The 26,782-nt window shown below is 71.7% G+C and carries 27 protein-coding genes, 1 tRNA gene and 1 riboswitch; of the genes, 12 read left to right on the top strand and 16 right to left on the bottom strand.

What is annotated here, in order from left to right; genetic code table 11:
- Positions 1-65: 65 nt before the first annotated feature.
- Genes FLX07_RS03735 through FLX07_RS03710 form a run of 6 tightly spaced genes read right to left on the bottom strand, consistent with a single transcriptional unit; the run spans position 66 to position 6,878 of the window.
- Positions 66-1,547 carry a serine/threonine-protein kinase gene (locus FLX07_RS03735; RefSeq protein ID WP_142567951.1) on the bottom strand — a complete coding sequence of 494 codons (1,482 nt, stop codon included), beginning with the start codon at positions 1,545-1,547 and terminating at the stop codon, positions 66-68.
- Positions 1,548-1,554: 7 nt separating this feature from the next.
- Entirely contained in the window at positions 1,555-3,012 is a 1,458-nt protein-coding gene (locus FLX07_RS03730; RefSeq protein ID WP_142567950.1) for a peptidoglycan D,D-transpeptidase FtsI family protein, read from the bottom strand.
- The gene (locus tag FLX07_RS03725) at positions 3,009-4,358 is read right to left on the bottom strand and encodes an FtsW/RodA/SpoVE family cell cycle protein (RefSeq protein ID WP_142567949.1); all 1,350 of its coding nucleotides are present in this window, start codon (positions 4,356-4,358) and stop codon (positions 3,009-3,011) included. The genes FLX07_RS03730 and FLX07_RS03725 overlap by 4 nt, the downstream gene beginning before the upstream one ends.
- A 26-nt stretch (positions 4,359-4,384) precedes the next feature.
- Positions 4,385-5,659 carry a Stp1/IreP family PP2C-type Ser/Thr phosphatase gene (locus tag FLX07_RS03720; RefSeq protein ID WP_142567948.1) on the bottom strand — a complete coding sequence of 425 codons (1,275 nt, stop codon included), beginning with the start codon at positions 5,657-5,659 and terminating at the stop codon, positions 4,385-4,387.
- Positions 5,656-6,120: an FHA domain-containing protein FhaB/FipA gene (locus FLX07_RS03715; protein WP_142567947.1), complete on the bottom strand. Its 465-nt coding sequence runs from the start codon at positions 6,118-6,120 to the stop codon at positions 5,656-5,658. Before FLX07_RS03715 ends, FLX07_RS03720 begins: the two co-directional genes overlap by 4 nt.
- A 17-nt stretch (positions 6,121-6,137) precedes the next feature.
- Positions 6,138-6,878 (bottom strand): FhaA domain-containing protein, encoded by a 741-nt coding sequence (locus tag FLX07_RS03710; RefSeq protein WP_142567946.1) that lies wholly within the window; start codon positions 6,876-6,878, stop codon positions 6,138-6,140.
- 157 nt (positions 6,879-7,035) lie between these two features.
- Here FLX07_RS03710 and FLX07_RS03705 point away from each other — a divergent pair.
- Positions 7,036-7,121 (top strand) — tRNA-Leu (locus FLX07_RS03705).
- Between the two features lie 505 nt (positions 7,122-7,626).
- On the opposite strand, the gene FLX07_RS03700 is transcribed toward FLX07_RS03705, so the two are convergent.
- The gene (locus tag FLX07_RS03700; protein WP_142567945.1) at positions 7,627-8,643 is read right to left on the bottom strand and encodes a CNNM domain-containing protein; all 1,017 of its coding nucleotides are present in this window, start codon (positions 8,641-8,643) and stop codon (positions 7,627-7,629) included.
- Positions 8,640-10,109 (bottom strand): hemolysin family protein, encoded by a 1,470-nt coding sequence (locus tag FLX07_RS03695; RefSeq protein WP_142567944.1) that lies wholly within the window; start codon positions 10,107-10,109, stop codon positions 8,640-8,642. The genes FLX07_RS03700 and FLX07_RS03695 overlap by 4 nt, the downstream gene beginning before the upstream one ends.
- Positions 10,110-10,362: 253 nt before the next feature.
- Between FLX07_RS03695 and FLX07_RS03690 the strand changes: the two genes are divergently transcribed.
- Complete coding sequence (locus FLX07_RS03690; RefSeq protein WP_229689471.1) at positions 10,363-11,631, top strand: LCP family protein; 1,269 nt, start codon at positions 10,363-10,365, stop codon at positions 11,629-11,631.
- Between the two features lie 97 nt (positions 11,632-11,728).
- Here FLX07_RS03690 and FLX07_RS03685 read toward each other — a convergent pair whose 3' ends face one another.
- On the bottom strand, positions 11,729-12,379 hold the full coding sequence (locus FLX07_RS03685) for a GOLPH3/VPS74 family protein (RefSeq protein ID WP_142567943.1): 651 nt from the start codon (positions 12,377-12,379) through the stop codon (positions 11,729-11,731).
- Positions 12,380-12,422: 43 nt separating this feature from the next.
- Between FLX07_RS03685 and FLX07_RS03680 the strand changes: the two genes are divergently transcribed.
- The 4 genes from FLX07_RS03680 (at position 12,423) to FLX07_RS03665 (ending at position 15,860) form a co-directional block, all read left to right on the top strand.
- Complete coding sequence (locus FLX07_RS03680) at positions 12,423-13,028, top strand: TenA family protein (RefSeq protein ID WP_142567942.1); 606 nt, start codon at positions 12,423-12,425, stop codon at positions 13,026-13,028.
- Positions 13,029-13,049: 21 nt separating this feature from the next.
- Positions 13,050-13,928, top strand: coding sequence for an Fpg/Nei family DNA glycosylase (locus FLX07_RS03675; RefSeq protein WP_142567941.1), 879 nt, complete (start codon positions 13,050-13,052; stop codon positions 13,926-13,928).
- A gap of 105 nt (positions 13,929-14,033) precedes the next feature.
- A complete protein-coding gene (locus FLX07_RS03670) occupies positions 14,034-14,357 on the top strand; it encodes a rhodanese-like domain-containing protein (protein ID WP_142567940.1) in 324 nt (107 codons plus the stop codon).
- Positions 14,358-14,412: 55 nt separating this feature from the next.
- A riboswitch (TPP riboswitch) is annotated at positions 14,413-14,529 on the top strand.
- Entirely contained in the window at positions 14,520-15,860 is a 1,341-nt protein-coding gene (locus tag FLX07_RS03665; RefSeq protein WP_142567939.1) for a purine-cytosine permease family protein, read from the top strand. It overlaps the preceding riboswitch by 10 nt.
- 54 nt (positions 15,861-15,914) lie before the next feature.
- Here FLX07_RS03665 and FLX07_RS03660 read toward each other — a convergent pair whose 3' ends face one another.
- Complete coding sequence (locus tag FLX07_RS03660) at positions 15,915-16,475, bottom strand: methylated-DNA--[protein]-cysteine S-methyltransferase (protein ID WP_142567938.1); 561 nt, start codon at positions 16,473-16,475, stop codon at positions 15,915-15,917.
- A 212-nt stretch (positions 16,476-16,687) separates the two neighbouring features.
- On the opposite strand from FLX07_RS03660, the gene FLX07_RS03655 reads away from it, so the two are divergent.
- Positions 16,688-18,538, top strand: coding sequence for a PAS domain S-box protein (locus FLX07_RS03655; RefSeq protein ID WP_142568127.1), 1,851 nt, complete (start codon positions 16,688-16,690; stop codon positions 18,536-18,538).
- 148 nt (positions 18,539-18,686) lie between these two features.
- A complete protein-coding gene (locus FLX07_RS03650; RefSeq protein ID WP_229689470.1) occupies positions 18,687-19,139 on the top strand; it encodes an ATP-binding protein in 453 nt (150 codons plus the stop codon).
- Between the two features lie 108 nt (positions 19,140-19,247).
- Here the strand turns inward: FLX07_RS03650 and FLX07_RS03645 are convergent, their stop codons facing one another.
- The 3 genes from FLX07_RS03645 to FLX07_RS36275 all read right to left on the bottom strand — a co-directional run bounded on the left by FLX07_RS03645 (position 19,248) and on the right by FLX07_RS36275 (position 20,434).
- A complete protein-coding gene (locus tag FLX07_RS03645; RefSeq protein ID WP_142567937.1) occupies positions 19,248-19,910 on the bottom strand; it encodes a YidC/Oxa1 family membrane protein insertase in 663 nt (220 codons plus the stop codon).
- Between the two features lie 73 nt (positions 19,911-19,983).
- Complete coding sequence (locus tag FLX07_RS03640; RefSeq protein WP_142567936.1) at positions 19,984-20,265, bottom strand: DUF6412 domain-containing protein; 282 nt, start codon at positions 20,263-20,265, stop codon at positions 19,984-19,986.
- A 1-nt stretch (position 20,266) separates the two neighbouring features.
- Complete coding sequence (locus FLX07_RS36275) at positions 20,267-20,434, bottom strand: hypothetical protein (protein ID WP_167748099.1); 168 nt, start codon at positions 20,432-20,434, stop codon at positions 20,267-20,269.
- Positions 20,435-20,705: 271 nt separating this feature from the next.
- Between FLX07_RS36275 and FLX07_RS03635 the strand changes: the two genes are divergently transcribed.
- Together FLX07_RS03635 and FLX07_RS03630 are read left to right on the top strand one after the other, a co-directional pair.
- Positions 20,706-21,419 carry a response regulator transcription factor gene (locus FLX07_RS03635; protein ID WP_142567935.1) on the top strand — a complete coding sequence of 238 codons (714 nt, stop codon included), beginning with the start codon at positions 20,706-20,708 and terminating at the stop codon, positions 21,417-21,419.
- Positions 21,416-22,531 carry a sensor histidine kinase gene (locus tag FLX07_RS03630; RefSeq protein ID WP_208762055.1) on the top strand — a complete coding sequence of 372 codons (1,116 nt, stop codon included), beginning with the start codon at positions 21,416-21,418 and terminating at the stop codon, positions 22,529-22,531. The genes FLX07_RS03635 and FLX07_RS03630 overlap by 4 nt, the downstream gene beginning before the upstream one ends.
- A 23-nt stretch (positions 22,532-22,554) precedes the next feature.
- On the opposite strand, the gene FLX07_RS03625 is transcribed toward FLX07_RS03630, so the two are convergent.
- The 3 genes from FLX07_RS03625 to FLX07_RS03615 all read right to left on the bottom strand — a co-directional run bounded on the left by FLX07_RS03625 (position 22,555) and on the right by FLX07_RS03615 (position 25,256).
- Positions 22,555-24,159: a multicopper oxidase family protein gene (locus tag FLX07_RS03625; RefSeq protein ID WP_208762054.1), complete on the bottom strand. Its 1,605-nt coding sequence runs from the start codon at positions 24,157-24,159 to the stop codon at positions 22,555-22,557.
- 11 nt (positions 24,160-24,170) lie between these two features.
- Entirely contained in the window at positions 24,171-24,641 is a 471-nt protein-coding gene (locus tag FLX07_RS03620) for a hypothetical protein (RefSeq protein WP_142567934.1), read from the bottom strand.
- Positions 24,642-24,854: 213 nt separating this feature from the next.
- Positions 24,855-25,256: a hypothetical protein gene (locus tag FLX07_RS03615; RefSeq protein WP_244311149.1), complete on the bottom strand. Its 402-nt coding sequence runs from the start codon at positions 25,254-25,256 to the stop codon at positions 24,855-24,857.
- Positions 25,257-25,516: 260 nt separating this feature from the next.
- On the opposite strand from FLX07_RS03615, the gene FLX07_RS03610 reads away from it, so the two are divergent.
- Entirely contained in the window at positions 25,517-25,867 is a 351-nt protein-coding gene (locus FLX07_RS03610; protein ID WP_142567933.1) for an STAS domain-containing protein, read from the top strand.
- A 13-nt stretch (positions 25,868-25,880) separates the two neighbouring features.
- Positions 25,881-26,627, top strand: a complete 747-nt coding sequence (locus FLX07_RS03605) for a glycosyltransferase family 2 protein (protein ID WP_189104864.1) — start codon at positions 25,881-25,883, stop codon at positions 26,625-26,627.
- The last annotated feature ends 155 nt before the right edge of the window (positions 26,628-26,782 follow it).

Raw genomic sequence — 26,782 nt, 5'->3', positions numbered from 1 at the left:
CCTGCACTGTCCCTTGCCGTTCATCGTGGGGTGCCACCGGTCTCCATCATCGACCCCTGTTCTCATCACTCCCCCTCATCCGGAGGGTTCGTGTCGGGTGGGTCGTCCGCGGGGGGCGGAGTCTCACTGGGTTCCGTGGCCGGGGTGGACGTCGGAGTCGGGGTCGAGGTCGAGGTCGGGGACGAAGCCGGTGTAGGCGTCTGGGGGGTTGATGCCGACCTGCTTACGGTAGCCGACGGAACGGCGCTCGGCTCGTCCGACATTGCCGGAGCGGTCGGCCGATGCGTCCGTGGAATCTCTGACCTGTGCGTACGCGCCGACGACGGCGATGGCGACGGCGAGGGGGACGGAGAGACGGGCGCGACCGTCTCACCCGGGGCCGGCGGTTCGCCGGTACGGGCGGCGGAGAAGGCCAGGACCCCGATGCCGACCGCGGCGGCGCAGCCGGCCGTCACGAGGAGCAGGGTCGCGGGACGGGGGCGCCGTTCGCCGGCCGGCCCCCGACCTCCGGGCCGCCGCGTACCGGCGTCGGGGACTCCCACAGCCCGGCGCGAGGTGGCCGGGACCGGGCTCAGCGGCGCGGTGGCGCCGGAACCCGGGGTGCGAGCGCCGGGCTCGCCGAGGGGCGTCGTGAGGCCGGGCGCGACCGGAGGGATCGTGCGGCCGGGGCCGCCCGCCACGGGGAAGCCCCGGGGGTCGGTCAGCGAACCGAGGGCCGCCGGGGAGGCCGTGCCAGCGAGGGTCTCGCGCAGCGCCCGCGCCCCGTCGAGGAGCACCGGCCCGGTCTCCGGCCGCGCGGCTGGGTCCTTGGCGATCATGGCCGTCACGAGGGCCGCCACCGGAGCGGGCACGTTCCCGGGCAGCGGCGGGGGCGTGTCGTTGAGGTGCCGCAGCGCGAGCGCCACCGGGTTGTCCGCCGTGAACGGCGGGCGGCCCGCGAGGCACTCGTAGGCCACCACTCCGAGCGAGTAGATGTCGCTCGCCGGGGTGAGGGTGGCGCCGGACGCCTGCTCCGGGCTTATGTACTGGGCGGTGCCGAGGATGGTGCCGGTCGCGGTCAGCGGCGCGGCCTCCAGCGCGCGGGCGATGCCGAAGTCGGTGATCTTCACCTGGCCGGTCTCGGTGACGAGCAGGTTGCCGGGCTTGACGTCGCGGTGGATGACCCCGGCCCGGTGGGCCGCGTGCAGGCCACGGGCGGTCTGCTCGACGAGGTCGAGCGTGACGTGCGGCCCGAGCACGCCGTTGCGGGCGAGGATGGCCGACAGCGGCTCGCCCCGCACCAGTTCCATCACGAGGTAGGCCACGCCGTCGGTCTCGCCGTAGTCGAAGACCTGGGCGATCCCGGGGTCGGTCAGCCCGGCGGTGATCCTGGCCTCGGAGCGGAACCGGTCGCGGAAGGTGGCGTCGCCCGCGACATGGCGCCCGAGCAGCTTGACCGCCACCTCCCGGCCGAGCAGCTCGTCCTCGGCCCGCCAGACCTCGCCCATGCCGCCCGCGGCGATGGGGGAGGTCAGCCGGTAGCGGCCGCCGAGCACGGTGTCGGTCATGTGTCGGTCACCGTCCGAGCACCGCCTGCATGACGTCGTGGGCGATCGGCGCGGCCACCGCGCCGCCGGTGGCGTCGTTGCCGGCGCTGCCGGACTCCACGAAGACCGCCACGGCGACCTTCGGGTCCTCCACCGGAGCGAAGGAGATGAACCACGCGTGCGACGGCTTGCCCGGCAGGGTCTCCGCCGTGCCCGTCTTGCCGGCCACGGTGATGCCCGGAAGCTTGGCCGCGCCGCCGGTGCCGTTCTCGATCACGCCGATCATCATCTTGGTCAGCTCGCCGGCCACCTCGGGCGTGACGGCCTCGTCCAGCTCCTCGGGGTCGGTCCCGTCGATCTCCGCGCCGTCCGGTCCCATGATCTTGTTGACCAGGTACGGCTTCATGACGGTGCCCTGGTTGGCGATGCCGGCCGCGACCATCGCCATCTGCAGCGGGGTCATCTGGTTGCTCTGCTGGCCGATCGCGGTCTTGGCGAGAGCCGCCTTGCCCTCGTCCGCGCCGATGTTGCTGGCCGCGACGTTGAGGGGGATCTCCAGCGGCTGGCCGACGCCGAACTTCTCGGCCTGCTCCTTGAGCTTGTCGTAGCCGAGTTCCATGCCCATCTTCGCGAACGGCGTGTTGCAGGAGATGGTCAGCGCCTCCACCAGCGTCGCCCGGCCGCCGCAGGACTCTCCGTGGTAGTTGGGCAGCGAGATGCTCGTGCCCGGCAGCGGCAGCGAGTCGGGCGCGTCGACCTGCGTGTTCTCGTCGCGTGAGGTGTCGTCGCTGAGGTAGGCCGCCGAGGTGACCGTCTTGAACGTGGACCCCGGGGCGAACGTCAGGTCGATGGCCCGGTTGAGCAGCGGCTTGTTGTCGTCCTTGTTCAGCTTGTTGTACGCCTTGTTGACGGTGTCCTTGTTCGCCTTGGCCAGCGGGTTCGGGTCGTACGACGGCACCGACACCATCGCCAGGACCTTGCCCGTCTTCGGCTCGAGCGCGACGACCGCGCCGCGCTTGCCGGTGCCCGCCAGGTCCTTGTACGCGATCTCCTGCGCCTTGCTGTTCAGCGTGAGGTCGACGCTCGCGCCCTTGGCGGGCTTGCCGCTGACCATGTCGATGGCCCGGCGGACCACCAGTTCGGGGTGGCTGCCGTCGAGGTAGCGGTTCATCGCGGCCTCGATGCCCGAGGCGCTCTCCGGCGCGAACCAGCCGACGACATGCGTGAACGGCTTGCCGAGGGGGTATTCGCGCTCAAAACGGAACGTCTTGTCCCCGCTGTCCACGGTCTTGGCGAGGGTCGTCTTGCCGTTGTCGGCCGTGATCCAGCCGCGGTCGACCGCATACCGGGCGTAGAAGCCCCTGACGTTGCGCGAGTCGGTCCGCAGCCCGTCGGCCTTCACCGTGCCGATGTAGGTCACGTTGGCCATGAGCAGGCCGAACATGAGCAGGCAGGCCACGGAGACGCGCTTGAGCGGGCTGTTCATCGCTGCATCACCTGGGTCATTCCCTCGTCCTGGATCGCCTGCGGCGGCGGCCGGCGGGCCGCGTCGGACATCCGTACGAGCAGGGCGATGAGCATCCAGTTGGCCAGCAGCGCCGAGCCTCCCGCGGACATGAACGGCGTCACGAGACCGGTCAGCGGGATCAGCCGGGTCACACCGCCGACGATGATGAACACCTGCCAGGCGAGGATGAACGACAGGCCGCCCGCGAGCAGCTTGGTGAACGGGTCGCGGGCGGCCAGCGACGTGCGCAGCCCCCGCTGGACGATCAGCGCGTAGATCATCAGGATCGCCATCAGACCGGTGAGACCCAGCTCCTCGCCCGTCGCCGAGAAGATGAAGTCGGAGAACGACAGCGGGATCAGCTTGGGGTAGCCCTGCCCGAGGCCGGTGCCGAGGATGCCGCCCGAGCCCATGGCGAACATGCCCTGCATGAGCTGGTAGCTGCCGCCGCCCGCGTCGTACAGCGCGGGGTCCTCGGCGTGCAGCCAGACGTTGAAGCGGGCCTCGACATGGCTGAAGACCTGCCCGGCGAGGAAGGCGCCGCCGACGAACAACAGGATGCCGATGAGCACCCAGGACGTGCGCTGGGTGGCGATGTAGAGCATCGCGATGAACGCGCCGAACAGCAGCAGCGAGGTGCCGAGGTCCTTCTCCAGGACCAGCGTGGCGATCGCGAAGCCCCAGGTGATGAGCACCGGGCCGAGGTCGCGGGCGCGGGGCAGGTCGATGAACAGCAGCCGGCGGCCGGCGAGAGCGAGCACGTCGCGCTTGGCCACGAGATAGCCGGCGAAGAAGACGACGAGTGCCAGCTTGGCGAACTCGCCGGGCTGGATCGAGAACCCGCCGATGCGGATCCAGATCTTGGCGCCCTGGACCTCGCTCAGCGACCCGGGCAGCAGCGCCGGGATGGCCATCAGCACCACGCCGACGAACCCGGCGGTGTAGGTGAGGCGCTGCAAGGCGCGGTGGTCCTTCAACACGATCAGAGTCGCGGAGAACATCACCACGCCGAGCGCCGTCCACATGAGCTGGTTCGTGGCGGACGCGCCCGCCTGCCCGGCCAGCTCGATCCGGTAGATCATCACCAGGCCGATGCCGTTGACCAGCGTCACGAGGGGAAGCAGAAGGGGATCGGCCCACGGCGCCCACTTGGCGAGCACCAGGTAGGCCGCGAGCATCAGACCGCCGAGGCCGAGGCCGTAGCCGAGCATGCCGGACGGGACCTTGCCGTTGATCCCGAGCCCGACGCTCGCGTACGCGCCCATCACGATCAGCACGGCGAAGGCGAGCATGCCCAGCTGGGCCCCCCGCCTCTTCGCGGTCATCGGTACGGGCGTGGCTTCGACAGCAGTCACTTACTGGACCTCGTGGGGGTCGGCGTCGACTTGGCGTCCGGCGGGGGTGTCGCCGAGTCGCCGAAGCTCTTGATCCTGGTTATCCCGGTCTGCAGGTTGTCGACCGGGATGCCGCTGCGGACCTGGTCCTGCTGCACCGCCGGCAGCGACGAGACGCGCATGTGGTCGGTGTAGGCGACCTTCTTGAAGGACACAGGGCCGACCTCCGCGTCGACGCCCTGGAAGACGACGAGCTCGTCTCCCTTGGCGCCTATGTAGAACTGGCTCTGGGTCCACTGGTAGCCGAGATAGCCGCCGACCCCGAGCGCGGCGGCGACGACCAGCACCCCGACGGCCACTTTCGGACCCGATCGGCTTTTGCGCGAACGCCGCGCGGAGGCCGGGGCCTCGCGCACGGGTTCGTCGTCCAGGTCGTCGTCGGTGAGCACGGGTTGGGGCGCGGTGACCGTGGTGGCCCGGCCCGCGGGTGTGTCGGGCGGCGCCGAGCGGGCCCGGCCGGAGCCGGCCGCACCGACGACCGCCGCCACCGCCGGGGGCGGCTGCAGGTCGTCCACCTCGATCACGTCGGCGAGCACGCAGGTGATGTTGTCCGGCCCGCCGCCCCGGTTGGCGAGGTCGATGAGCTGCCGGACGACGTCCTCGGGATCGTCGATCGTGGACAGGGTGTGGTGCAGGGTCTCGGCGCTGACCACCGTGGACAGGCCGTCCGAGCAAAGCAGGTACCGGTCGCCCACCTGGGCCTCCCGGTCCTGCAGGTCGGGGTCGACCTCACCGCTCCCGTCCAGCGCGCGCAGCAGGATCGAGCGCTGGGGGTGGTTGGCGGCCTCCTCCTGGGTGATCCGCCCGTCGTCCACCAACGACTGCACGAGCGTGTGGTCGTGCGTGATCTGGTACAGCTCGCCGTTCCTGAGCAGGTACGCGCGGGAGTCGCCCACGTGGACCAGCGCGAAGCGTGAGCCGCTCCAGAGCATCGCGGTGAGGGTGGTGCCCATGCCTTTGAGACTCGGGTCCCGGCCCACCATCGCGTGCAACTGGTGGTTGGCGTCCCGGACCGCCGCCTCGATGGCGCTGAGCAGGTCATTGCCGAAGGCGTCCCGGTCGAGGGACGACAGTGCGGCGATGGCGACCGAACTGGCCACCTCGCCGTGGGCATGCCCGCCCATGCCGTCTGCGACGGCCAGCAGGCGGGCACTGGCGTACGCCGAGTCCTCGTTGCCTTCACGGAGGAGCCCGACGTCCGAGCGAGCGGCGTAGCGGAGTGCGATGGTCATTTGCGCAATTCGATGACGGTTTTGCCGATGCGGATCGGAACTCCGAGGGGCACCGGGGTCGGGCGGGTCACTTTGGAGCGTTCAAGGTACGTGCCATTGGTGGAGCCGAGATCCTCCACGATCCACTGGCCGTCCTGAGGGAAGAGCCGGGCGTGCCGGCTCGAAGCGTAGTCGTCGCTGAGAACCAGCGTGGCGTCGTTCGCCCGGCCGATGGTGATTGGCGTCTCCGTGAGGTTGATGATGGTCCCTTGCAGGGGGCCACCGGTGACGATCAGCTGGCGGGGTTCGCCCTTCTTGGGCTTGGAAACCGCTCGGGGCTGCTTGACCGGTTTGCGTGTGGGCGCGGGTGCCGTACGCGGACCGAACAGGTCTGTCCGGATGACGCCGACCGCGGCGATCACGAAGAACCACAGCACCGCCAGGAAGGCGAGCCGGATCAGCAGCAGCGTTAGCTCGGACATGGACCGTTTGTCTACCTCTAATCGCGCCTGAAAACCAGTGTCGTGCGGCCGAGCGTCACCCTCGTCCCGTCCTGCATCTCGATCCTGCGGATCGGCTGGCCGTTGATGAAGGTGCCGTTGGTCGACCCCAGGTCCACGAGCACGACCTGCGGCCCTTCCACTCTTAGCTCGGCATGATGCCGTGATACGCCGGGATCCACCAGCCGAAGATCACAATCGGTTCCGCGGCCCAGCAAAGTGACCGGCGTGGTCAGCTCGTACGAGCGCTGGCCCTGGGGGTCGTCCTGGGTGGAGACGAGCAGCCGGGGACGGCCCTGGAACGCGCTGGGCCGGCCGGTCGGCACGTCGCTCGGCGGCTGACGGATCTCGTCCTGCTCGACCGTGGCGCCCCGGATCACACCCGACCGGATGCGGAAGAGCCCGACCGCGAGGTCGTCTGCGGTCTCGAAACGCACCCGCACCGGCCCGACGAACGAATAGCCCTGCTCCTTGGCGTACTCCCGTGCGAGAGTGGCGAGCTCGTGGCTGATGCTGTCGGCGTACACCTCCAGCCGCTCGCTGTCGGTCGTCGACAGCTCCACCACGAAGTCGTTCGGCACGAGCGTGCGACCCTGAGCGACGATCGCGGCGCGCTCGTCCATCTCCCTCTGCACGGCGCTGGCGACCTCGACCGGCTGGAGATCGGACTTGAACGCCCGAGCGAAGGCACCTTCAACCAACCCTTCGAGCCTGCGCTCGAAGCGCTGAAGGACTCCCACCGGATCCCTCCCTTCCATTGCCACTATGGTCGCGACCGCTCCGGTGCTGCACTGAGCCCCTTCGCATCGTCGTTTAGAAGGATCGTATCCGGGTTCGTAAGCACGGGCGGTTACGTGCTAACCTTTCCAGGCACCCAGAGATGGGGACCAACCGCAAGGGCAAGTGGCGGAATGGCAGACGCGCACGGTTCAGGTCCGTGTGTCCGAAAGGACGTGGGGGTTCAACTCCCCCCTTGCCCACCAAGAACAGGCCTCGCTCGGCAGTAGCCCGGCGGGGCTTCTTCGTTGTGTGACCTAGGGGGACAGCCCCGGGGAACTCCCGGGCCGACGAGCGGCCTCGCCCGGTGGGAAGGAAATCTCCGCCCCGGCGAATATTTTCCTCCGCACCGTCGAAAAGGACCGTCTCCTGCGGCCCCGGGGCGGGTGGGCGGCCTCGCCCGGTCGCAAGCGAAGCGTCCACGTCCGGCCCCCCATTCCGTCCCGGCCCGTACGGCACGGGCCCTCCCTGGCGATGTCGCGGCGGGGGTCCCGGACTCGGGGCCCCCCGCCGCGCACTGCACATTCTCAGGAGATCGCCTTTCAAACCACTTTCCCCGCGCTTGCAGGGGCGACCTTTACCTTCTGTCCTGGTTCATGAGCTCAGCGGCCTCGCTGAGGGAGATCCTCCGTGCGGCCGCGGGCGTGGGGCCGCGCCGTGACGTCCCAGGCCGGCGCGCCCGCTCACGGGAGGGGCGCGCCGCCTCGGTCGTCAGGCGACGAGCAGTTCGCCGACCAGGGTGGTGAGATCGATCACACCGACGGGCGTGCCGCCGGCGTCCGTGACGAGCCCGAGCTGCGCGCGGGCCTCCTGCAGCAGGGTCACGGCGTCGGAGATCGTGGTGTCCCTCGCCATGCGGGGGACGGGGGTCGCGAGCTCGGCGGCCCTGCGCCCCGGCTGGAGGACCGCGTCGCGCACGTGGAGCACGCCGACCACGTCGTCGGCGGTCGGCTTGTGCGCGAGGACCAGCATGCGCAGGCTCCCGCCGCCCGCGGCCGTCCGGCGCACGAGCAGGTCGTCGGCGTCGGCGGGCACCGAAGGCGCCTCGCCGACGGGCACCATCAGCCGTTCGACCGGCTGGGAGTGGACCCGCAGCGCGCGGGTGAGCAGGTCGTGCTCGTCGCGGTCGAGCATGCCCATCCGGCCCGACTCGGCGACCAGCATGGCGAGCTGGCGCGGTGTCCGGGTGGTGGCCAGCTCGTCGCGGGGCCGCACGCCGGCCAGGCGCAGGATGCCGTTGGTCAGCGCGTTCAGCAGGGCCAGGATCGGGCGGACGACCCAGGCGAAGCTACGGAACGGCAGCGCCAGCCCCATCGCGGCGCGCTCGGGGTGGGTGAGCGCCAGCGACTTGGGCGCCATCTCGCCGACGACCATGTGGAGGAACGTCACCAGGGCGAGCGCCACGACGTACGCCAGGGGCGTGCGCAGCGACTCCGGCAGCAGCGTGAGGACCGGCTCCATCAGATGCTCGATGGAGGGCTCGGCGACCATGCCGAGGCCCAGGGAGGCCAGCGTGATGCCGAGCTGCGCCCCGGCGAGCATGAGCGACAGCTCGCGCCCGCCCCTGACCGCGGCGCGGGCCGTGACCTTGGCCAGCCGGCCGCCGCTGACGGCGACCTCCTCCAGCCGGTGACGGCGGGCGGAGACCAGGGCGAACTCGGCCGCGACGAAGAACCCGTTGACGGCGAGCAGGACGACGCCGAGCAGGACCCCCGTGAGAGAGCTCATGCGGGCCTGCCCTGGAACAGCGCGGAGAACAGCTCGGGGGCGTAGTCGGCGCCGCCCGCGCCGCGGGCGGCCGCGCGGGCCTTCTCCCGTTCCGGCCGCTCCTCCTCGTCCGCGCCGGCCGGCGCGTCCGCCGGCGGATGCGTCGACACCCGCACCCACTCGGGGACACGGCGGCGCACGCTCAGGACCGTGAGCGCGGCCCGCTCGGCGTCGTCCTCGTCGTCGAAGAGATGGGGCTCGGGCACGAGGGGGGAGACGACCTGGTCGCCCTCCTCGGCCATCCGGCCGAGGAGGGCGAGGACGAGGCCGGCCACGGTCTCGTAGTCCTCGCTCTCGGGCAGCCGGACGTGCGTGGCGCGCTCGACCTCGTCGAGGCGGAGGGTGCCCGGCACGTCCCAGACGCCGTCACCGTGTCGTACGACGCCGAGGGGTTCGGGGTCGTTCTCGTCCACCAGCTCGCCGACGAGCTCCTCGGCCAGGTCCTCCAGCGTCACCACGCCGGCCAGACCGCCGTACTCGTCGATCACGCAGGTGAACGTCTCACCGGCGGAGGTCATCCGCCGAAGCAGTTCGGGCAGCGGCAGGGTCGCGGGGACGAGCAGCGGCGCGTGGGTGATGCCGCCGACGAGCCCTCGGGAGGGAGAGCCGGCCTTCAGATACTCGGGCAGCCCGGCCACCCCGACGACGTCGTCGGCGTCGGTGCCCAGCACGGGGTAGCGGGAGTGCCCGTGCGTGCGCAGGGCGTCGAGGAACTCGCCGACCGGCCACTCGGCCCGCAGCGAGACCACGCGCGGGCGGGGGACCATGACGTCCTCGGCGGTGCGGTCGCCGAACTCCAGCGCGCGCTCCAGCATGTCGGCCAGCCGGGGCGGCAGCTCGCCGGCCGCGGCCGACTCCGTCACGATGCGCGACAGCTCCTCGGGGGTGGCGCCGTGTTCGAGCTCCTCCACGGGCTCGATGCCGAACAGGCGCACGAGCCGGGTGGCCGCGGCGTCGAACTGGCGGATGAGCGGCCCGGCGACCATGAGATACACGTGCGTCGGGCGGGAGAGGGACTTCGCGACGTCCTCGGGCCGCGCGATGCCGAGGTTCTTGGGGGCCAGTTCGCCGAGGATCATCTGCACGACCGTGGCGATCGCGACGCCGAGGGCGACCGCGACACCGGGGACGGCCGAGCCGGGCAGCCCGGCGGCCTCCAAGGGGCCGCGCAGCACGCCGGCGATCGCGGGCTGGGCGATGAAGCCCACCAGCAGGGTGGTGACGGTGATCCCGAGCTGCGCGCCGGAGAGCATGAACGACAGGCGTCCGGTGATGTCGAGGGCCCGTTGCGCCGCGTCGTCACCGGCGGCCGCCTGCTCGCGGAGGGCGCCACGGTCGGCGGCCACGAAGGCGAACTCCTGCGCCACGAAGAATCCGGTGGCCAGGGTAAGAAGGAGGACGGCCAGGAGGCCGAGGGCGGCGCTCATCGGGCGCCCGCCGTGCGATCATGAGATCCCGTGCCGGTGCACGGGCAGGTACTCCAGGGGTCCGGAACGGACACGACGATCCTTTCGCGTGGTGGTATACCACCGTAACGGCTGGAATCTCTCCTGTGTTTCCCGGCAACCTTTACTGACTGCTTAGAAGGCGTCTGGGTACCGTGAAGTAGGGGACGCATCGGCAAAGACTTCGGCCGCTGCGATGAAAGCAGTAGCAAGACGCTGAGGGCTGGGGGATCAGGTGGCCGACGAGGACGAGGCGACCCGTGCGTACCGGCGTGCGGTCCAACCCCCCGCTGCCCCGCCCAGGGCGGCCCAATCCCCGGCTGCCCCGCCCAGGGCGGCACAGCCTCAGGCGGCGGCGCCGGCGGGGTCCGGCAGGGAGGACACCGTCCCCCGCGCCCAGTCCAAGGTGTACGGCAAGCCGCGCTCCGGCAGCGCCCCGGTCCGCCCGCTCGGCGGGAGCAGGCACGAGGCCGGAGACCGGGCAGGCGCCCCGCACGGCGGGGGCGGTGGGCCGGCGGGCCGCGACGGGTCCGTGCGCGGCGGCGGACGCGGGCCGCGCCGGACCGGGAGGCTCGTTCTGCGGGTCGTCCTCGTGGTGGTCGTGCTCCTGCTCGTCGCCGCCGTCGCCGGATATTTCTGGATCGGCTCCCGGCTCCGGCCGGTCGAGTCGCTGACCGACTACGACGGGCGGCCCGCCGAGACGCCGGGCCAGGACTGGCTGCTGGTCGGGTCCGACAGCCGGGCGGGCCTGACGGCCGCGCAGCGCAGGAAGCTGGCGACGGGAAAGGCGGTCGGCAAGCGCACCGACACGATGATGTTGCTGCACATCCCCGACAGCGGCCGGCCCACCCTGGTCAGCCTGCCCCGTGACTCGTACGTCCCGATCGAGGGGCACGGCAGCGGCAAGCTGAACGCGGCGTACGCCTTCGGCGGCCCGAAGCTGCTGGCCAAGACCGTCGAGCGGGTGACCGGCATCAGGATCGACCACTACATGGAGATCGGCTTCGGCGGGTTCGTCGGCATCGTGGACGCGGTCGGCGGGGTCAACATCTGTGTGAAGCAGGACATCAAGGACCCGAAGGCCGGGATCAACCTGAAGAAGGGCTGCCAGGACATGGACGGCGGCACCGCGCTCGGCTACGTGCGCACCCGTGCCACCGGCGCCATCCCCGACTTCGAGCGCACCCAGCGGCAGCGCCAGTTCTTCTCCGCCGTCGTGCAGAAGGCCGCGAGCCCGGGCACGCTGATCAACCCGTTCACCTCGGTCCCGCTGGCGCTGAGCGCGGCCGACTCGGTCGCCGTCGACCCCGGCACCGGCCTGTTCAACCTGCTGTCGGTCGGTCTCGCGATGCGCGAGGGACCCGTCGCCACCGCCGTGCCGATCGGCTCGCTGCCCACGATCGGGGGCCAGGCGGTGGTCAAGTGGGACACGCAGAAGGCGCTGCGCCTGTTCGAGGCGCTCGCCGCCGACAAGCAGGTGCCCAAGGACGTCATCACCAAGTAGGGCGTCATCACCGAGCAGGACGTCGTCTCCACGTAGGGGCACCGCCGCTCGCGCGGGCGCACGACGCGCGCGGCACGAGCGGCACGAGCGGCAGGGCTCAGCTCCCCGCGGTGGCGGCGACCGTCGCGGCGGTGGTGGCGGCGACCACGGCGGCGTGGATCGAGGCGATCGTCTTGCGGACCGCATCGGCGGTCCACTGGCCCTCGGCGATCTCCTTGATCCGGCCCTTCGGCGCGTCGGGGAACGCCTTGCGGTCGAGCTTGGCCGCGTGCATGACCGCGATCAGGACCGCCGTCCGCTCGTCCGGCTCGGCTCCGGCCAGCACGTTCCGCACGCGCTCCCGCACGCCCTGCTCGTGGCTCGGGTCGAGCTCGGGATAGCGCGTCGTGGGGAAGATCCCCAGGATCTTGCCCTCCTGCTCGCTCAGCACACCCCGGGCGGCCAGACGGGTCAGCAGCCGCTTGCGCAGCCTGCCCGCGCGGAGCTTGCCCACCCACCAGTCGGCCTTGCGCGGGGCGCGCTCCTCGGCGATGCGGGTGAGCGTCGCGTTCAGCTCCTCCTCGCCCACCGGGGTGGGGTCGACGGGCACGACCTTCGCGCCGTCGAGGTCCACCCGGCGGCGTACGGCCAGATCCGCGAGCAGGGCCCCGGCCAGGGCGCAGTCGAGCTCCACCGAACCGATGATCGGCTTGCCGGTGTCCTCCCGGTAGGCCAGAAGCAGCACTTCCTCGGCGATCGTCAGTGTCACGGAGTCGAGCCTAACTCGCGGATTACGGCCACAATGAGCCCTTATGGGAATCTCTGCGGACCTGCACGCCATCGGGCGGCCGATGCTGGACGCCCAGCTCGCGCACCCGACCGTACGCGGCATCGCGGCGGGCGACCTGCCCGAGGCGGTCTTCCGGTCATGGCTTGAGCAGGACTACCTGTACCTGCTCGACTACGTCCGGGTGTTCTCGCGGCTGGCCTGGCAGGCTCCGGACGCCCACCTCGGCGACCTGGTCGACCTGGCGCACTCGACGTGGCACGACGAGCTCGACCTGCACCGGTCGCTGTCGGCCGGGTTCGGCGCCGACCTCGACGGCGCGGTGAAGGGCCCGGCCTGCGCGGCGTACACCTCGTTCCTGCTGGAGTCGGCGGCGGACTATGGCGAGGGGCTGGCGGCCCTCTACCCCTGCATGTGGGGCTACTCGACGCTCGGCCGGATCCTGGCCGCCGACCCGCCCGCCGAGCCTCGGTACAAGGCGTGGGTGGACACCTACGCCGACCCGGCGTTCGCCGCCCTGTCCGCGCGCATCGCCGTCATGATCGACGAGGCGGCTCCGGACCCGGCGCGCGCCCGGGAGCTGTTCGTCCGCGGCATGGAGCACGAACTCGCGTTCTGGGACGTCCCCTGAACGCGGAGCTAGTGTGAGGACATGCCGGAGCTGCCCGAGGTCGAGGCGCTCGCCGAGTTCCTTCGCGAGCACGCCGTCGGCCATGCCGTCGTCGGGGTCGACGTGACCGCCTTCCAAGCGCTCAAGACCGTCGACCCGCCCGTCACCGCGCTCGCCGGACTGCTCGTCACCGGTGTGGCGCGGCACGGCAAGTTTCTCGACGTCGACTGCGACGGCCTGCACTTCGTCACCCATCTGGCCCGCGGCGGCTGGCTGCGCTGGCGCGACGACCTCACCGGAGCGAAACCGGTGCGGCCGGGCAAGGGCCCGCTGGCGGTGCGGGTGAGACTGTCGCCGGACGAGGACGGCCGCGCCCCCGGGTTCGAGCTGACCGAGGCGGGCACGCAGAAACGCCTGGCCGTCTACGTGGTGCGCGATCCGGAGGACGTCCCCGGCATCGCCGGCCTCGGGCCGGACCCGCTGGCCGAGGGCTTCACGCCGGACCTGCTCAAGACGATCGTGGGCGGGAGCCGCACGCAGATCAAGGGCCTGCTGCGGGACCAGAAGGTGATCGCCGGCATCGGCAACGCCTACTCCGACGAGGTGTTGCACGTCGCGAAGATGTCCCCCTTCAAGATCGCCGGAACGCTGACGGACGGCCAGGTCGCCGACCTGCACGACGCGATCGTCAGCACGCTGCGGGACGCGGTCGGGCGGGCCAGGGGGCTGGCGGCCAAGGACCTCAAGTCGGAGAAGAAGTCGGGCCTGCGCGTGCACGGCCGTACGGGCGAGGCGTGTGAGGTGTGCGGCGACACGATCAGGGAGGTCTCGTTCGCCGACTCGTCGCTGCAGTACTGCCCGACCTGCCAGACCGGCGGCAAACCGCTGGCCGACCGCCGGATGTCCCGCCTGCTCAAGTAGGCCCCGCGAGGAGCGGCCGGACCTGCAGAGGGTTCTGCGCATCACCGTGGGTCACAGCTCGCCGCATGGGCCCGGGCACCGATGGTGTGCCGTCAGAATGGGCGCATGACATTGCCGGAAATCGCCCCCGACGCACTGCCCGAGGACGCGTACCTGCTGGACGTCCGCGAGAACGAGGAGTGGGTGGCGGGCCACGCCCCCGGCGCCGTCCACATCCCGCTCGGCGAGCTGCAGGTGCGGGTGGACGAGGTGCCGCACGACCGGCCGGTGTACGTGGTCTGCCGGGTCGGCGGACGTTCGGCGCACGCCGCGATGTGGCTCAACCACATCGGCCGGGACGCCGTGAACGTGGACGGCGGCATGCGGTCCTGGGCCGCGGCCGGACGTCCGATGGTGAGCGAGGGCGGTGAGGCGCCCTACGTCGCGTAGGGACGGGGGCGGCGTAGGGCAACGGTCAAAGAAGTGTCATAATCCCCAAGACATCATGAATACCCGCGGGAGCTCGGGCGTGACCGGGCTGAGAGGGCGGATCGAAGTCGTGCCGCCGACCGCATGAACCTGTCCGGATAATGCCGGCGTAGGGAGCGTGTGATGACTTCTGCCGTCGTCGACGACGTGCACGCGGAGGTTCCGCTCACCCTGGACGAGGAGGCTCCGAGGACTCTGGGCCTGCTCGACCAGGGTGCCTTCTGGGCCAACCTCGGCGTCAGCCTCCTCGGCTTCTCGGGGGCGCTGTTCCTGCTCGACCCGCTGGGCGGCAAGCCGCTCACCTTCACCGCGGCGGTGCTCGCCGCCGTCGTCGGCAGCCTGCTCGGGACGGCGATGGTCGGCCTGGCCGCGATCCCCGGCGTACGCACCGGGCGGCCCGCGATGGTGCTGCTGCGCGGCCTGTTCGGGGCCCGGCTCTCCTACATCCCGACCGTGCTGAACATCGTGCAGATGCTCGGCTGGGGCGCCTTCGAGCTGTGGGTCATCGCCAACGGCGCGCAGGCGCTATTTGGCACGGCCGTGCCGTACGCGGTGTGGGCGGTCGCGGCGGGCGCGCTGACGATCGCGCTGACGATCCGGCCGCTCGGCGCGCTGCGGCTGCTGCGGCGGTACGTCACGGCGGGCGTGGTGATCGCGATGATCTGGCTGTCGATCGCCCTGTTCCGGCAGGGGCCGTCCGTGGGCGGCGGCAGCTGGGACGCCTTCGCCCCCGCCGTCGACTACGTCATCGCGCTGTCGGTGTCGTGGGTGCCGATGGCCGCCGACTACGCCAGGCACTCGCGGTCGAGCGGCGCGGCGTTCACGGGCGTCGTCGCCGGATACACGATCGCTCAGGTGGCCTGCCTGGCCCTCGGCATCGCCGCGCTCGCCCTGGTCGGCAACGACGGGGACAAGGTGTGGGACCCGTTCGTGGCCGCCCCTCTCGGGGTCGTGTTCTTCGGCATCCTGGTGCTGCGTGAGGCCGACCAGTCGTTCGCGAACGTCTACTCGACGACCGTCTCGATCCAGAACCTCGCGCCGCGCTGGGACCGCCGGGTGATCTCGGTCGTGATCGGCGTGCTCACCACGCTGATCGCGCTGTTCGCCGACGTCAACTCCTACGGCGCCTTCCTGAGCGTGATCGGGGCGGTGTTCGTGCCGATGTTCGCCGTGCTCGTGGTGGACTACTTCCTGCTCGGCGGGGCCGCCCGGTGGAACACGGCCAAGGACGCCCCCTCCCGCTGGCTCATGGTCGTGCCGTGGATCCTCGGGTTCGCGGCGTACTGGATCGTGACCTCCACCCCGACCGTCGGCTGGTGGGACGGGATCTGGACCGAGGTCCGCCTCGCCCTCGGGTTCGTCCACCAGCCCTGGATGAACGCGGCGCTCGCCGCGTTCCTCGTGGCCGCGCTGGCGACCGTGGTGCTGTCCCTTCCGGCGCGCCGCCTGCGGTCGCGCCGTTAGAGGCGCCCGGTCTGGCGCTCGGCCTGGCGCTCGGCCTGGCGCTCGGTCTGGCGGTCAGAGGGCGCCTTCGAGGCGGAGCAGATGCTCCTTGGCCGCCGGGCCGCCGGCGTACCCGCCGAGCGCGCCGGGGCCCTCCACCGCCCGATGGCACGGCAGGAGCAGGCAGACCGGGTTGCCGGCCAGGGCGTTGGCCACCGCGCGGGGCGCCTGCGGCCGCCCGATCCGCTCGGCGATCTCCTGGTAGGTGGTGACGCTGCCGTACGGCACGGCCGGCATGAGCTGGATCACCGTACGGCTGAAGCCGGTGACCAGGCGCAGGTCCACCGAGAGGGAGAAGGTGCGCAGCCTGCCGGTGAAGTACGCGTCCAGCTCCCTGCGCAGGGGATCGAGGCGGCGCGGGTCGGGCCCGATGAACGAGCCGACGGCGCGGGAGATCCGGGCGAAGACCTTGTGCTCGTCCTCGTAGGCGCAGGCCAGCACGCCACGTGCGGTCACCGCGAGGGCCAGGCGGCCCATCGGCGCGTCCATGGTGCCGAAGGCGACCTCGGGCGGGGCCACGCCGACATAGCCCGGCGAGGTCACGCGGAGCAGGGCTTCGAGGTCCTCGGTGGACATGGGCGCCCCACTTTCTCTTCTCTGCGTGCAGGCAGCGTATCGGAGCGGTCGCGAGGTGACGGAAAACCCCAAGATCAAAAGGTGAAAGGGGGCACGATGGGGACGTGGGTGACAGCAGCGTGGACGGCCGGGCGGCGGACCTCGCCCCCGTGGTCCCGGACGTCACGGTCGCGGACGTCACGGTCCCGGACGTCGCGCCCCTCAGTGACGCGGTGTTCGGTGACGCGGAGGAGGGCCTCGCGCGGGCGGTCCTGGCCGGCTCCCCCGACGCGATCGTCGCGCTCGACCGCGACCTGGCCGTGCTGAGCTGGAACGCGGCGGCCGAGCGGCTGTTCGGCTGGCCCGCGTCCGATCTGCTGGGCAGGAGGGCCCCGATCGTGCCCGACGAGCTGACGGCCGAGCACAACGCCGTGCTCGAACGCGTACGCGCGGGCGGCCGGGTGTCGTTGACCACCAAGCGCCTCCACCAGGACGGGCGGCTGCTCGACCTGCGGGTGGACACGAGCGCGTTGTGCTCGCCGGGCGGCGTCCTGCTCGGATACGTGAGCGTCTACCACGCCGCCGAGGACGACGACGCCGCGCACGGCAGAATGGTGCAGCGCGCCCGCCTGGTGCGGCGGCTGACCGACGTGGTCGGCGACATCAACGCCGAGCTCGACCTGCCCGTCGTGCTCGACCGCATCGCCGCGAGCCTGACCGAGCTGACCGGCGCCGACGCCGGCGGCTTCGTGTCCATCGAGGGGGAGCGGCTGCGCCTGGTCGGCGTCCACCAGTTGCCCGAAACGCTGCGCGGGGCGACCGCCGGGCTGCACACCAGCCTGGTCGCCAAGCTGCTGCGCACCGGCAAGACCGTGTTGCTCGAGACCGGCCCGGAGGGCTTCCAGGACCTGATCTGGGCGCGTCTGCCCGGCCTGCACACGATCGCCGTCGGCATCGCCGCCGTGGGCGGGCGTCCCTATGGAGCGCTCTACGCGCTGTTCGCCCGGCGCAAGGCGAGCCATCTGGAGCTCGAACTGCTCGAACTGCTCGCCGGACACGCCGGGATCGCGGTCGCCAACGCCATGGCGTACCAGGAAGCGGTGCGGCAGCGCGCACACGAGCGGGCCGTCTTCGACGCCAGCGCCGACGGCATCGCGGTGCTCGACGGCTCGGGCGCGGTCGTGCGGTGGAACCCCGCGGCGGCCGAGCTGACCGGCCACCCGGAGGACCGGGTGATCGGAGGGCCGCCGCCCTTCCCGCTGCCGGCGCCGGGGGAGAAGCTCACCTTCCAGCTTCCGTCCGGCCGATGGCTCGACGTGCTGTGCGCGGAGATCCGGGAGACGGGGGAGACCGTCGTCGACTTCCGCGACGTGACCCGGGCCAAGGAGCTGGAGGAGGCGAAGGACCTGTTCCTCGCCACCACCAGCCACGAGCTGCGTACGCCGATCACGATCGTCCACGGCTTCGCCAGCACGCTCGACTCCCGCTGGGAGCACCTGGCGGACGAGGAGCGGCGGTCGGCGGTTCACACGATCGCCGAGCGCGCCCGCTCGCTCGGGCAGCTCATGGACCATCTGCTGCTGGGCGCGCGGGCAGGGGCGAAGGAGCTGAAGGTCAGGGTCGAGCCCTTCGACCTGGCCGCGCGGGTGCACGCGGCGACGCTCGGGCTGCCGGTCCTGTCCGACCGGCACCGGCTGGAGGTGGACATCCCGCCCGATCTCCCCTTCGTGTACGGGGACGCGCTGGCCACCGACATCCTTCTGGCCCAGCTCCTGGAGAACGCGTTCAAGTACTCCCCCGACGGCGGCCTGATCCGGGTCGAGGCATGGCCGGAGGACGACCGGGTCGTGCTGGTGGTGGACGACGAGGGAGTGGGCATCGCGGCGAGCGACCGAGAGCGGATCTTCGAGCGGTTCGTCCAGGCCGACGGCGGCGACCGGCGCAGGTTCGGCGGGGTCGGGCTCGGGCTCTACATCGTGCGCAACCTCGCCCGCGCCCAGGGCGGAGACGTCGCCGCGCTGCCCCGATCCAGCGGGGGAACACGCATGTGGCTGGTGTTGAACTCGGCAGGATCTTCATCCTGATAAGACAGATCGGAGCGTGGCGTCACCACTTAAGGACTGAACTATTGTCCAATGTGCACAAGCTGTGATCCGGAGCACGGTTTCCCAGCCGAGTAAGCGGGGCATTTCGGTCGTACTGGCTCGTGCAGCAGGAACGGGGGAACGGGAGGTGAGTGCGTCGAGCGTCGTGATGCTGCCGTACGCACCGTCGAGCGTCGCCGTCGCACGTCAGCGCCTCAGCGCCGACCTTTCGAACGCGGGGCTGCTCGCCACCGCCGTGGACGACGTCGTTCTGATCATGAGCGAACTGCTGAGCAACGCGCTGCGCCACGCCCACCCCCTTCCGTCCGGCCAGCTCAAAGTGGCATGGCTCTGCTCGGACACCCAGGTCGAGGTGGCCGTGAGCGACGGCGGCGCGTACACCGAACCCCGTGCCGGTCGCCCGACCCTGTCGTCCCTCGGCGGACGCGGGCTCGGCATCGTCGAATACCTGGCCGAGCGCTGGGGGGTCAGGCACGAGGAGGAGACGACCACTGTCTGGGCCGTCGTCCCCGCCTCATGGCCCGCCCGAAATGTGCATCCCGAGCTGTCCGAAACCCCGGTGCTGCGCGAGGTCGGCTGAGCGCCCCGCTACGCTCCGCGCCCGCAGGCCGTCCCCGCCGGTGTCCCCCGCCGCCCAGGTCATGATCGCGTGGTGACGGGTCCTGCCGTCGGCGTTCCAGGCGCCTCGTCACGCGGCGCGCGGGTGGAGGACGGCCCGCTCGGCCGTCGTCCAGGCGCTGCTCACCAGCAGGTAGACGCCCGCCGCGAGCGGGAGGAAGGCCGCCACGGCCACGGTCCAGAACGGTGCGAGGAGTTGCAGGCGCCGCATCGGCGCCGTGGGCTCGACCCTGCGGGCGGCGACCACGGCCACGGCCACGAGCAGCGCGAGCAGCCCGGCGAAGACCAGGACCGGCGGGCCGGCCAGGCCCGCCCCGGCGACCGCGGCGGCGAGGTGCTCCCCCAGCGGCACGCCGAGCACGCTCTGCGCCAGCAGCAGGTTCGGGTGTCCCGCGATCACGGCGGCCGTGAACAGCCGGTAGGTCACCATGAAGAACGGCGACTGCGCGAACGCCGGAAGATAGCCGGTGAACCGGCCGACGCCCTCCTTTGCGTGCAACGCGTTCACCTCACGCAGGAGCCGCTGCGGATCGTTCTTCCACCGCGTGCGCAGCCTGTCCACCTGGGGAGCGAGCCGCGTCCTGATCCGCTGGGCGCGGGCGACGCGGACGCTCAGCGGTAGCAGCGACAGCCGTACGGCGAGGGTGACCAGGACGATCGCGAGCCCGGCGCCGGTGACCTGACTGAGTGCCTCGACGAGGCGATAGGCGGGATCGAGCACGAAGTCGAACATGGGAAGCCTTTCGTCTGTGACCTTTTGCGAGGGATCAGGACATGACGAAAGCGCTCGTGACCGGAATGGCCGGTCAGGCGAGCGCGGGGCTTCCGGATGGCGCACGGGGACGGGGACGGCCGGGCGCGCCGGGATCGCGCAGCCTGACCATCGCCGTCTCGCCGTTGTACGGCGGACTGCCCGGCCCCCGGCGCAGAACGGCGACGCCGGTCAGCCGGCAGAGCATCCAGGCGAACACCAGGACGGTCACGCCGGCCAGGCCGGCCGCGGTCAGCGCGCCGGGGCCCGAAGACCCGGCGGCCGACTCGGCCAGCAGCCAGACGAGCGATCCGATGGCGGCCTGGAGCGCGTGCACGTCAGCGGGACAGCTTCCCGACGACGGTGACCACGGCGACGGCGACGAGGGCGATGATCCCGATGATGAGCAGGAACTTCAGCGTCGCGAACAGTGCGGGGATCACGAATCCGAACACCAGCCAGAGGGCCAGGAGGATCCCCAGTACGGTCAGTACGGTACGGGCCATGGCCCCAAGGTACGCGGTGGCACCGACAACTGCGAGCTTGATCCAGAATCGGTTCACATACCCGCGTTCCATGAGGTTTCACGTGAATCATCGTTTTCGGCGGCGGCCCGCCGGACGGTGAACAGCCGGACGCCGCGCCCGGCGCCTGCTCGCCGCGCTGGAACCCGCGGCCGGAACCCGCGGCCGGAACCCGCGGCCGGGAGCGGCGGCGGGTTCTTACGAGACGGTGACGGGACTCCGCCGGGTCGGCCGGCGGACATACCGTTGAGGCGTGCCGCCCTCAAAGACTCCCTCGAATCCCGCCCGTGTCCTCGTGGTGGACGACGACCCCACCGTCGCCGAGGTGGTGGCCCGCTATCTGGAGCGGGACGGGCACCAGGTCGAGTGCGTGGGTGACGGGGCCGAGGCGCTGCGGCGGGCCCTGGCCGACCCGCCCGACCTGATGGTGCTCGACCTGATGCTGCCCAAGCTCGACGGCCTTCAGGTCTGCCGGAAGCTGCGGGAGCGCTGGCCCGTCCCGGTGATCATGCTGACCGCCCTCGGCGAGGAGATGGACCGGGTGGTCGGCCTGGAGACCGGCGCCGACGACTACGTGACGAAGCCGTTCAGCCCGCGCGAGCTGGCCCTGCGCGTGCAGTCCGTGCTGCGGCGGGCCCGCGGCGCGCTGGTGCCGACGGGCACCGGCGTGCTGCGTGACGGCGACCTGGTGGTGGACGTCGGCGCCCACGAGGTGCGCCTGGACGGCAAGGAGATCACGCTGACCGCCCGGGAGTTCGACCTGCTCGTCTACCTGCTGCGCAACCCCCGCCAGGCGTTCAGCCGCGCGGCCCTGCTCGACCAGGTCTGGGGCTGGTCGTTCGGCGACTCCTCCACGGTGACGGTCCACGTGCGCAGGCTGCGGGAGAAGATCGAGGACGATCCCACCGACCCGCGCCGGATCGTCACGGTCTGGGGCGTCGGCTACCGCTACGAGCCGCTGTCGTGATCGTCCAGATCGTCGCGGTCGCCGCCGGGCTCGGTCTCGTCATCGCGGCCCTCGGCCTGGCGCTGCTGCGGGTGCTGCGCCGCCGGTCGATCGGAGTGATGCTCGCGGTCGTCGCGGCCGTGACGGTCTCCGCGACGCTGGCCGGGGTGGTCGCCATCACCCTCGCCATGATCCTCGACGGACGGCCGAAGAACATCGTGCTCACCGTCGTCGGCATCGGCGGCCTGGTGGGCATCGGCGTCGCGCTGGTGAACGCCCGCACGGTGGTGCGCGCCAGCAGGAGCCTCGTCGGCGCGCTGGAGAGCGTGCCGCCCTCCGGCCTGTTCACCCCGCCGCCCGCGCCGCTCCCCGCCGAACTGCAGACCATCAGCACCGCGCTCGAGCAGGCGTACGAGCGGCTGCGGCTGGGCCACGAACGCGAGCGGGCGCTGGAGAGCGCGCGGCGCGAACTGGTCGCGTGGGTCAGCCACGACCTGCGCACTCCTCTCGCCGGCATGCGGGCGATGGTGGAGGCCCTGGAGGACGGGGTGGCCGACGACCCCGAGACCGTCAAGCGCTACCACGTCCAGATCAGGGTGGAGGTCGACCGGCTCGCCGGGATGGTGGAGGACCTGTTCGAGCTGTCGCGCATCCACGCGGGCACGCTGCGGCCCAGGCTCACCCGCACGGGGCTCGGCGACCTCGTCGCGGACACCCTCGCCGCCGTCGAACCGCTGGCCCGCGCCGAGGGCGTGCACCTCACCGGCGAGGCGGACCCGCGGGTCCCGGTGTCCGCGGACGCCGGGCAACTCGGCCGGGCCGTACGCAACCTGGTGGTGAACGCCATCCGCCACACGCCCGCCCGGGGCACGGTCGTCGTACGGGCGGTGGCGGAGGGGACGACCGCCCGCCTGTCCGTGCTGGACGGCTGCGGCGGCATCCCGGAGGAGGACCTTCCCCGGGTCTTCGACGTCGCGTTCCGCGGCGAGGCGGCGCGGACACCCGGCCCCGACGGAGGCGCCGGGCTCGGCCTCGCCATCGCGCGCGGCATCGTGGAGGCCCACGACGGCGAGATCGACGTGGTCAACCAGGGCCCCGGCTGCCTGTTCACGATCACGCTGCCACTGGCCTGACCGCGCCTCGCCGCGGCCGGGGGTCACTCCGGCTCGTTCCCGGCCGTCCCGCCCACGGTGAAGGGCGTGGTGACCCCCTCGTACATGAGATGGGCGACGAGCCCCTCCGTGGCGTGCGGCAGGTTGTGGCAGTGGTCCATCCAGATGCCCGGGTTGCCGGCGACGAAGGCGAGGTCGTACGACTCGCCGGCGCCGACTTCGAGCGAGTCCACCCACCAGGGGCCGCCCGTCGCGCGCACGCCGTCACGGCTCAGCACCACGGCGTGGTGGCCGTGCAGGTGCATCGGGTGCGGCTCTCCGCTGTCGTTGACGATCCGCACCCGCACCACGTCGCCCTCCGCGACGACGAACATCGGCACGTCGGGGAACATGTGGCCGTTGATCGTCCACCAGATTCCGGGACGTCCGTCGAGGAAGCCCGGACGGCGCCCGATCACGTAGTCGAACCGCCGATCGGGCCGGTCCGGGTCGAACCCGAGCGGCGCCGGCGTGCCGTAGGTGAGCAGGTCCAGCGAGGTCGCGGGCCGGGGGACGGCGGGCACGTCGTACGACCGCGAACCGAGCACGACGCCGGCCGGACCGCCGATGTGCACCCGCACCGGCGAGCCGTCCTCGGGCATCGTCACCTCGATGTCGGCCCGGCCTCCCGCCGTGACCGTCACGGCGGTGTCCCGTACGGGAGCGGGCTCGTGCAGGTCCGTGCCGTCGACGGCGATGAGCCGGAACGGGGCGCCGCCGACCCATAGGGACGTCTGGCCGTTCTCCGTGTTGATCATACGTACGCGCACCCGTTCGCCGGGGAGCGCCTCGGCGCGGACGTCTCCCTCACGCCCGTTGATCGTGCGGGCCCCGTCGTAGAGGTGCAACAGCGCCACGACGTCGGCCGTGCCCGCGGGCGGCCGCGCCGCCGGGGTCACCACCAGGGCGCCCAGCAGGCCGCGGCGCACCTGCTCGTGGGACACCTGGTGGGAGTGGTACCAGAAGGTGCCGGCCTGACCGGCGACGAACCGGTAGGTGAACGACCGGCCCTCGCCGACCGCGTCCTGGGTGACACCGGCGACCCCGTCCGCGGCGTTGGGCACGTCGACGCCGTGCCAGTGCAGCGTGATGCCGTCCGGCACCGACTCGTTGACCAGGCGGACCTGCACCAACTGTCCGACGGTCGCGTGGATGACCGGGCCGGGGGAGGTGCCGTTCAGCGTGTACCCGTCCACCGGGCGGCCGGTGGACAGGCGGAACCGCTGCCTGCGCGCGACCAGGGTGATCGAGACGTCGGCCTCGCGGTCGGGGTCGGCCGTCAACGACGTCAGGCTGCGCGCCGACGCCGCGTGTTCCGACGCCCCGTGTTCCGAGGGCATGTGCTCCGGGCGCCCGCTGTGTTCCGAGGGCGTGTGCGCCGAGGGCATGTGCTCCGAGTCCGAGTGCGTGTGCGCCGAGTGCGCGGAGGTGCCGGCGGCCACGTGTGTCAGGGCGCCGCCGTAGTCCGCGTACCCCATGTCCATGACGGAGTACGCGCCGGGCATGAGGCTGTCCTGCCACATCCAGGCCGGCGGGCCGAGCAGGGCGATGGTCGCGGCGCCCGCCAGGACGGTCCGGAGGCGGGCGCCGCGACGGCGAGTCCCGTCCATGCGAGTCGTCGTCAGACGACGGTCTCGACCCGGGCGTGGGGCTGGGCGGTCACGCTCGCCGCCGCCCGACGCCCGCGAAGCGCCGCGTGGACGGCCGCGCCGAACAGCAGCAGCGCGTTCAGGCCGTGCAGGGCGCCCAGGGCGGGGATCTGGTGGCCGAGGAGGCCCAGGGAGACCTGGACCGCGACGAGCAGGACCACGAGGGCGGCCCCCTTGACCGCGCCGGGGAGCTTCGCGAAGAACGAGGAGACCAGCAGGAGCAGCGCGATCGCAGGGATGATCATCATCCCGTTCATGCCGTGGACCATGAAGGCGAAGAACTCGGGGAACTCGATCCCCCCGCTCTCCACGCCCGCCTTGTCGATCACGCCGCCCTGCTCGATGTACTTGAACAGCCCCGCGTCGCCGAGCACGACCATCATCGCCTGCACGGCGACCTCGACCGCGACGAGTGCGGCCAGGACCTTGTAGACCAGCTTCATGACGCTCTTCCCATCCGGGACCCGGCAAGCCCTTCGACGCCGGGCTCCGCGGTCCTCTCCTGTGTCGGCCGGCGCCCGTCTCCGCGCGCCGGCCCTTACACAGAGGACGTTAGGAACGCCTCCATGGCGAACACTTAACACCGACTTGGTGACTCTTGGCGTCGCCGGTTCCGGCATGAGAAGCGCGGCTCGGCGCCGCGCTCGCCGCCCAGGTCACAGGTCGGTCTGGTGTTCCAGCTGGCCGCGCCAGGAGGGGACGTCCGGGGCGACCTCCCGCCGGCGCGGGGTGAACGCCTCCGCCATGGCCCGGAACGTGGGGCACGGCCAGCGCCACATGCAGCTCCGGCACCGCAGGATCGGGTTGCCCGGGTCGCTGGAGATACCGCCGGCGTCCCGGGGCTGGTGCAGATCGAGCAGCCGGATGCCGAGCTCGGAGAAGCTCAGCAGCTCCTCGCGCGCCTCGGCGAGGAAGTCGAGGTCCTCGGACGCCAGCCGGGCGCTGACCGGGACGTACCCCTCGCGGTTGACCAGGCCGCGCAGCGGCTCGGCCGCGTCGCGCCACGATGAGGCCTTCTCGGTGCGCACCTGCATGGTCTCCAGATGCTCGCGTAGCACACGCCGCTGTGGATCCTCGGGAATCTCACTGTTCATCTGCTCTCGGGCCCGCTGTGCTCGGCGCCCGCCCTCCTTTGCGAAGTGACGACCAAGACGCGGAGGATCCGGGCCCTCCATCCGGCGACGCCGGTGTCGCATACCGTCAAGCTTCGCGCACTCCGCGTTTACGTGGGGCCGGAATCGGGGACAAAGGGCGGACGACTCTTCGACGAATCCGATGGAGCGTGACCCGGGGCCGGGACGACGCTAGTGTGCGCCTCGTGGAGCTCAAAGTCGCGACGCAATCCCACGCCAGTCAGGCCGTCATGGCCGTCTTCGGCGAAATCGACCTATATACCGCGCCCCGGCTGCAGGCGGAGTTCACCCGTCTGCTGGAGACCGGGCCCGACAGGGTGGTCATCGACATGTCAGGAGTGGAGTTCTGCGACTCCACGGGCATGAACGTGCTGCTGTCGGCGCTCAAGCGGCTGCGCGAGCGGGGCGGCACGCTGGAGGTGGCGGCCCCGAGACCGGCGGTACGCAAGATTCTCCAGGTCACCGGCCTGGACTCGGTGTTCACCGTGCACGACACGGTGCCCGCCGACCTGCTCACGGCCGAGCATCAGGGCTAGGCGCATGGGGGAGATGGCAGTACCCGAGCCGGACACCGCGGTGGTGATCCCGGCGAAGGACGAGGCCGACCGGATCGGCGCCACCGTGACCGCCGCCCTGAAGCTGCCCGGCGTGGATCTCGTGGTCGTGGTGGACGACGGCTCGTCCGACGAGACCGGCCGGGTGGCCAGGGCGGCGGGCGCCCGGGTCGTACGGCACAGCCGCAACCGGGGCAAGGCGGCGGCGATGGAGAGCGGCGCCGAGGCCGTGCGCCTCCTGGACGAGGACCATCCCCGGCACCTGCTGTTCCTCGACGCCGACCTGGGCGAGACGGCGGCGGCGGCTCTCCCGCTGATCGCGCCGGTGCGCGCGGGCGAGGCCGACATGACCATCGCGAAGTTCGCGACCAGGGTGAAGCTCGGCGGGCACGGCATCGTCGTGCGGCTGGCCCGCGACGGCATCAAGCGGCTCACCGGCTGGGAGGCCACCCAGCCGCTCAACGGGCAGCGGTGCCTCACCCGGGCGGCGTTCGAGGCGGCCCGGCCGCTCGCGCACGGCTTCGGCGTCGAGACCGGCATGACCGTCGACCTGCTCAGGAAGGGCTTCCGAGTGGTCGAGGCCGAGGTCGAGATGTCGCACCGGGCGACCGGCACCGACTGGCGCGCCCAGTTGCACAGGGCCAAGCAGCTCCGCGACGTCGGCCTGGCCCTCGCCGCCCGCGAGCCCGCAGTGGACCAGGCACGCGCCGCCCTGCGCCCGCCCCGCCGCCACCTCCCCTAACCCCCGCCGTGATCTTGTAGTTTGTCGCAGGCTGCGCGTCTACCTGGGCCGATCGGCTCCGTGATCATGCAGCAAAGCGACCTGTGGGCGTCTTGACCCGCGGCTACATTGTTCGTGATCTTGCACTGTCCGTCGCAATGCAAGATCATCTGTCG

The sequence above is a fragment of the Microbispora bryophytorum genome, assembly GCF_006874465.1.
Lineage (GTDB): Bacteria > Actinomycetota > Actinomycetes > Streptosporangiales > Streptosporangiaceae > Microbispora > Microbispora bryophytorum.
Note: the sequence above shows the minus strand (reverse complement) of the source record. Positions and strands in the feature narration are given on the sequence as shown.

Bases quoted from the DNA above. Each gene is read 5' to 3' on its own strand.
- FLX07_RS03725 (WP_142567949.1), bottom strand. From the start codon at position 4,358: ATGACCGCGAAGAGGCGGGGGGCCCAGCTGGGCATGCTCGCCTTCGCC.
- FLX07_RS03700 (WP_142567945.1), bottom strand. From the start codon at position 8,643: ATGAGCTCTCTCACGGGGGTCCTGCTCGGCGTCGTCCTGCTCGCCGTC.
- FLX07_RS03665 (WP_142567939.1), top strand. From the start codon at position 14,520: ATGACTTCTGCCGTCGTCGACGACGTGCACGCGGAGGTTCCGCTCACC.
- FLX07_RS03695 (WP_142567944.1), bottom strand. From the start codon at position 10,109: ATGAGCGCCGCCCTCGGCCTCCTGGCCGTCCTCCTTCTTACCCTGGCC.
- FLX07_RS03735 (WP_142567951.1), bottom strand. From the start codon at position 1,547: ATGACCGACACCGTGCTCGGCGGCCGCTACCGGCTGACCTCCCCCATC.
- FLX07_RS03730 (WP_142567950.1), bottom strand. From the start codon at position 3,012: ATGAACAGCCCGCTCAAGCGCGTCTCCGTGGCCTGCCTGCTCATGTTC.
- FLX07_RS03645 (WP_142567937.1), bottom strand. From the start codon at position 19,910: ATGTTCGACTTCGTGCTCGATCCCGCCTATCGCCTCGTCGAGGCACTC.
- FLX07_RS03680 (WP_142567942.1), top strand. From the start codon at position 12,423: ATGGGAATCTCTGCGGACCTGCACGCCATCGGGCGGCCGATGCTGGAC.
- FLX07_RS03660 (WP_142567938.1), bottom strand. From the start codon at position 16,475: ATGTCCACCGAGGACCTCGAAGCCCTGCTCCGCGTGACCTCGCCGGGC.
- FLX07_RS03720 (WP_142567948.1), bottom strand. From the start codon at position 5,659: ATGACCATCGCACTCCGCTACGCCGCTCGCTCGGACGTCGGGCTCCTC.
- FLX07_RS36275 (WP_167748099.1), bottom strand. From the start codon at position 20,434: ATGGCCCGTACCGTACTGACCGTACTGGGGATCCTCCTGGCCCTCTGG.
- FLX07_RS03715 (WP_142567947.1), bottom strand. From the start codon at position 6,120: ATGTCCGAGCTAACGCTGCTGCTGATCCGGCTCGCCTTCCTGGCGGTG.
- FLX07_RS03605 (WP_189104864.1), top strand. From the start codon at position 25,881: ATGGCAGTACCCGAGCCGGACACCGCGGTGGTGATCCCGGCGAAGGAC.
- FLX07_RS03670 (WP_142567940.1), top strand. From the start codon at position 14,034: ATGACATTGCCGGAAATCGCCCCCGACGCACTGCCCGAGGACGCGTAC.
- FLX07_RS03675 (WP_142567941.1), top strand. From the start codon at position 13,050: ATGCCGGAGCTGCCCGAGGTCGAGGCGCTCGCCGAGTTCCTTCGCGAG.
- FLX07_RS03625 (WP_208762054.1), bottom strand. From the start codon at position 24,159: ATGGACGGGACTCGCCGTCGCGGCGCCCGCCTCCGGACCGTCCTGGCG.
- FLX07_RS03620 (WP_142567934.1), bottom strand. From the start codon at position 24,641: ATGAAGCTGGTCTACAAGGTCCTGGCCGCACTCGTCGCGGTCGAGGTC.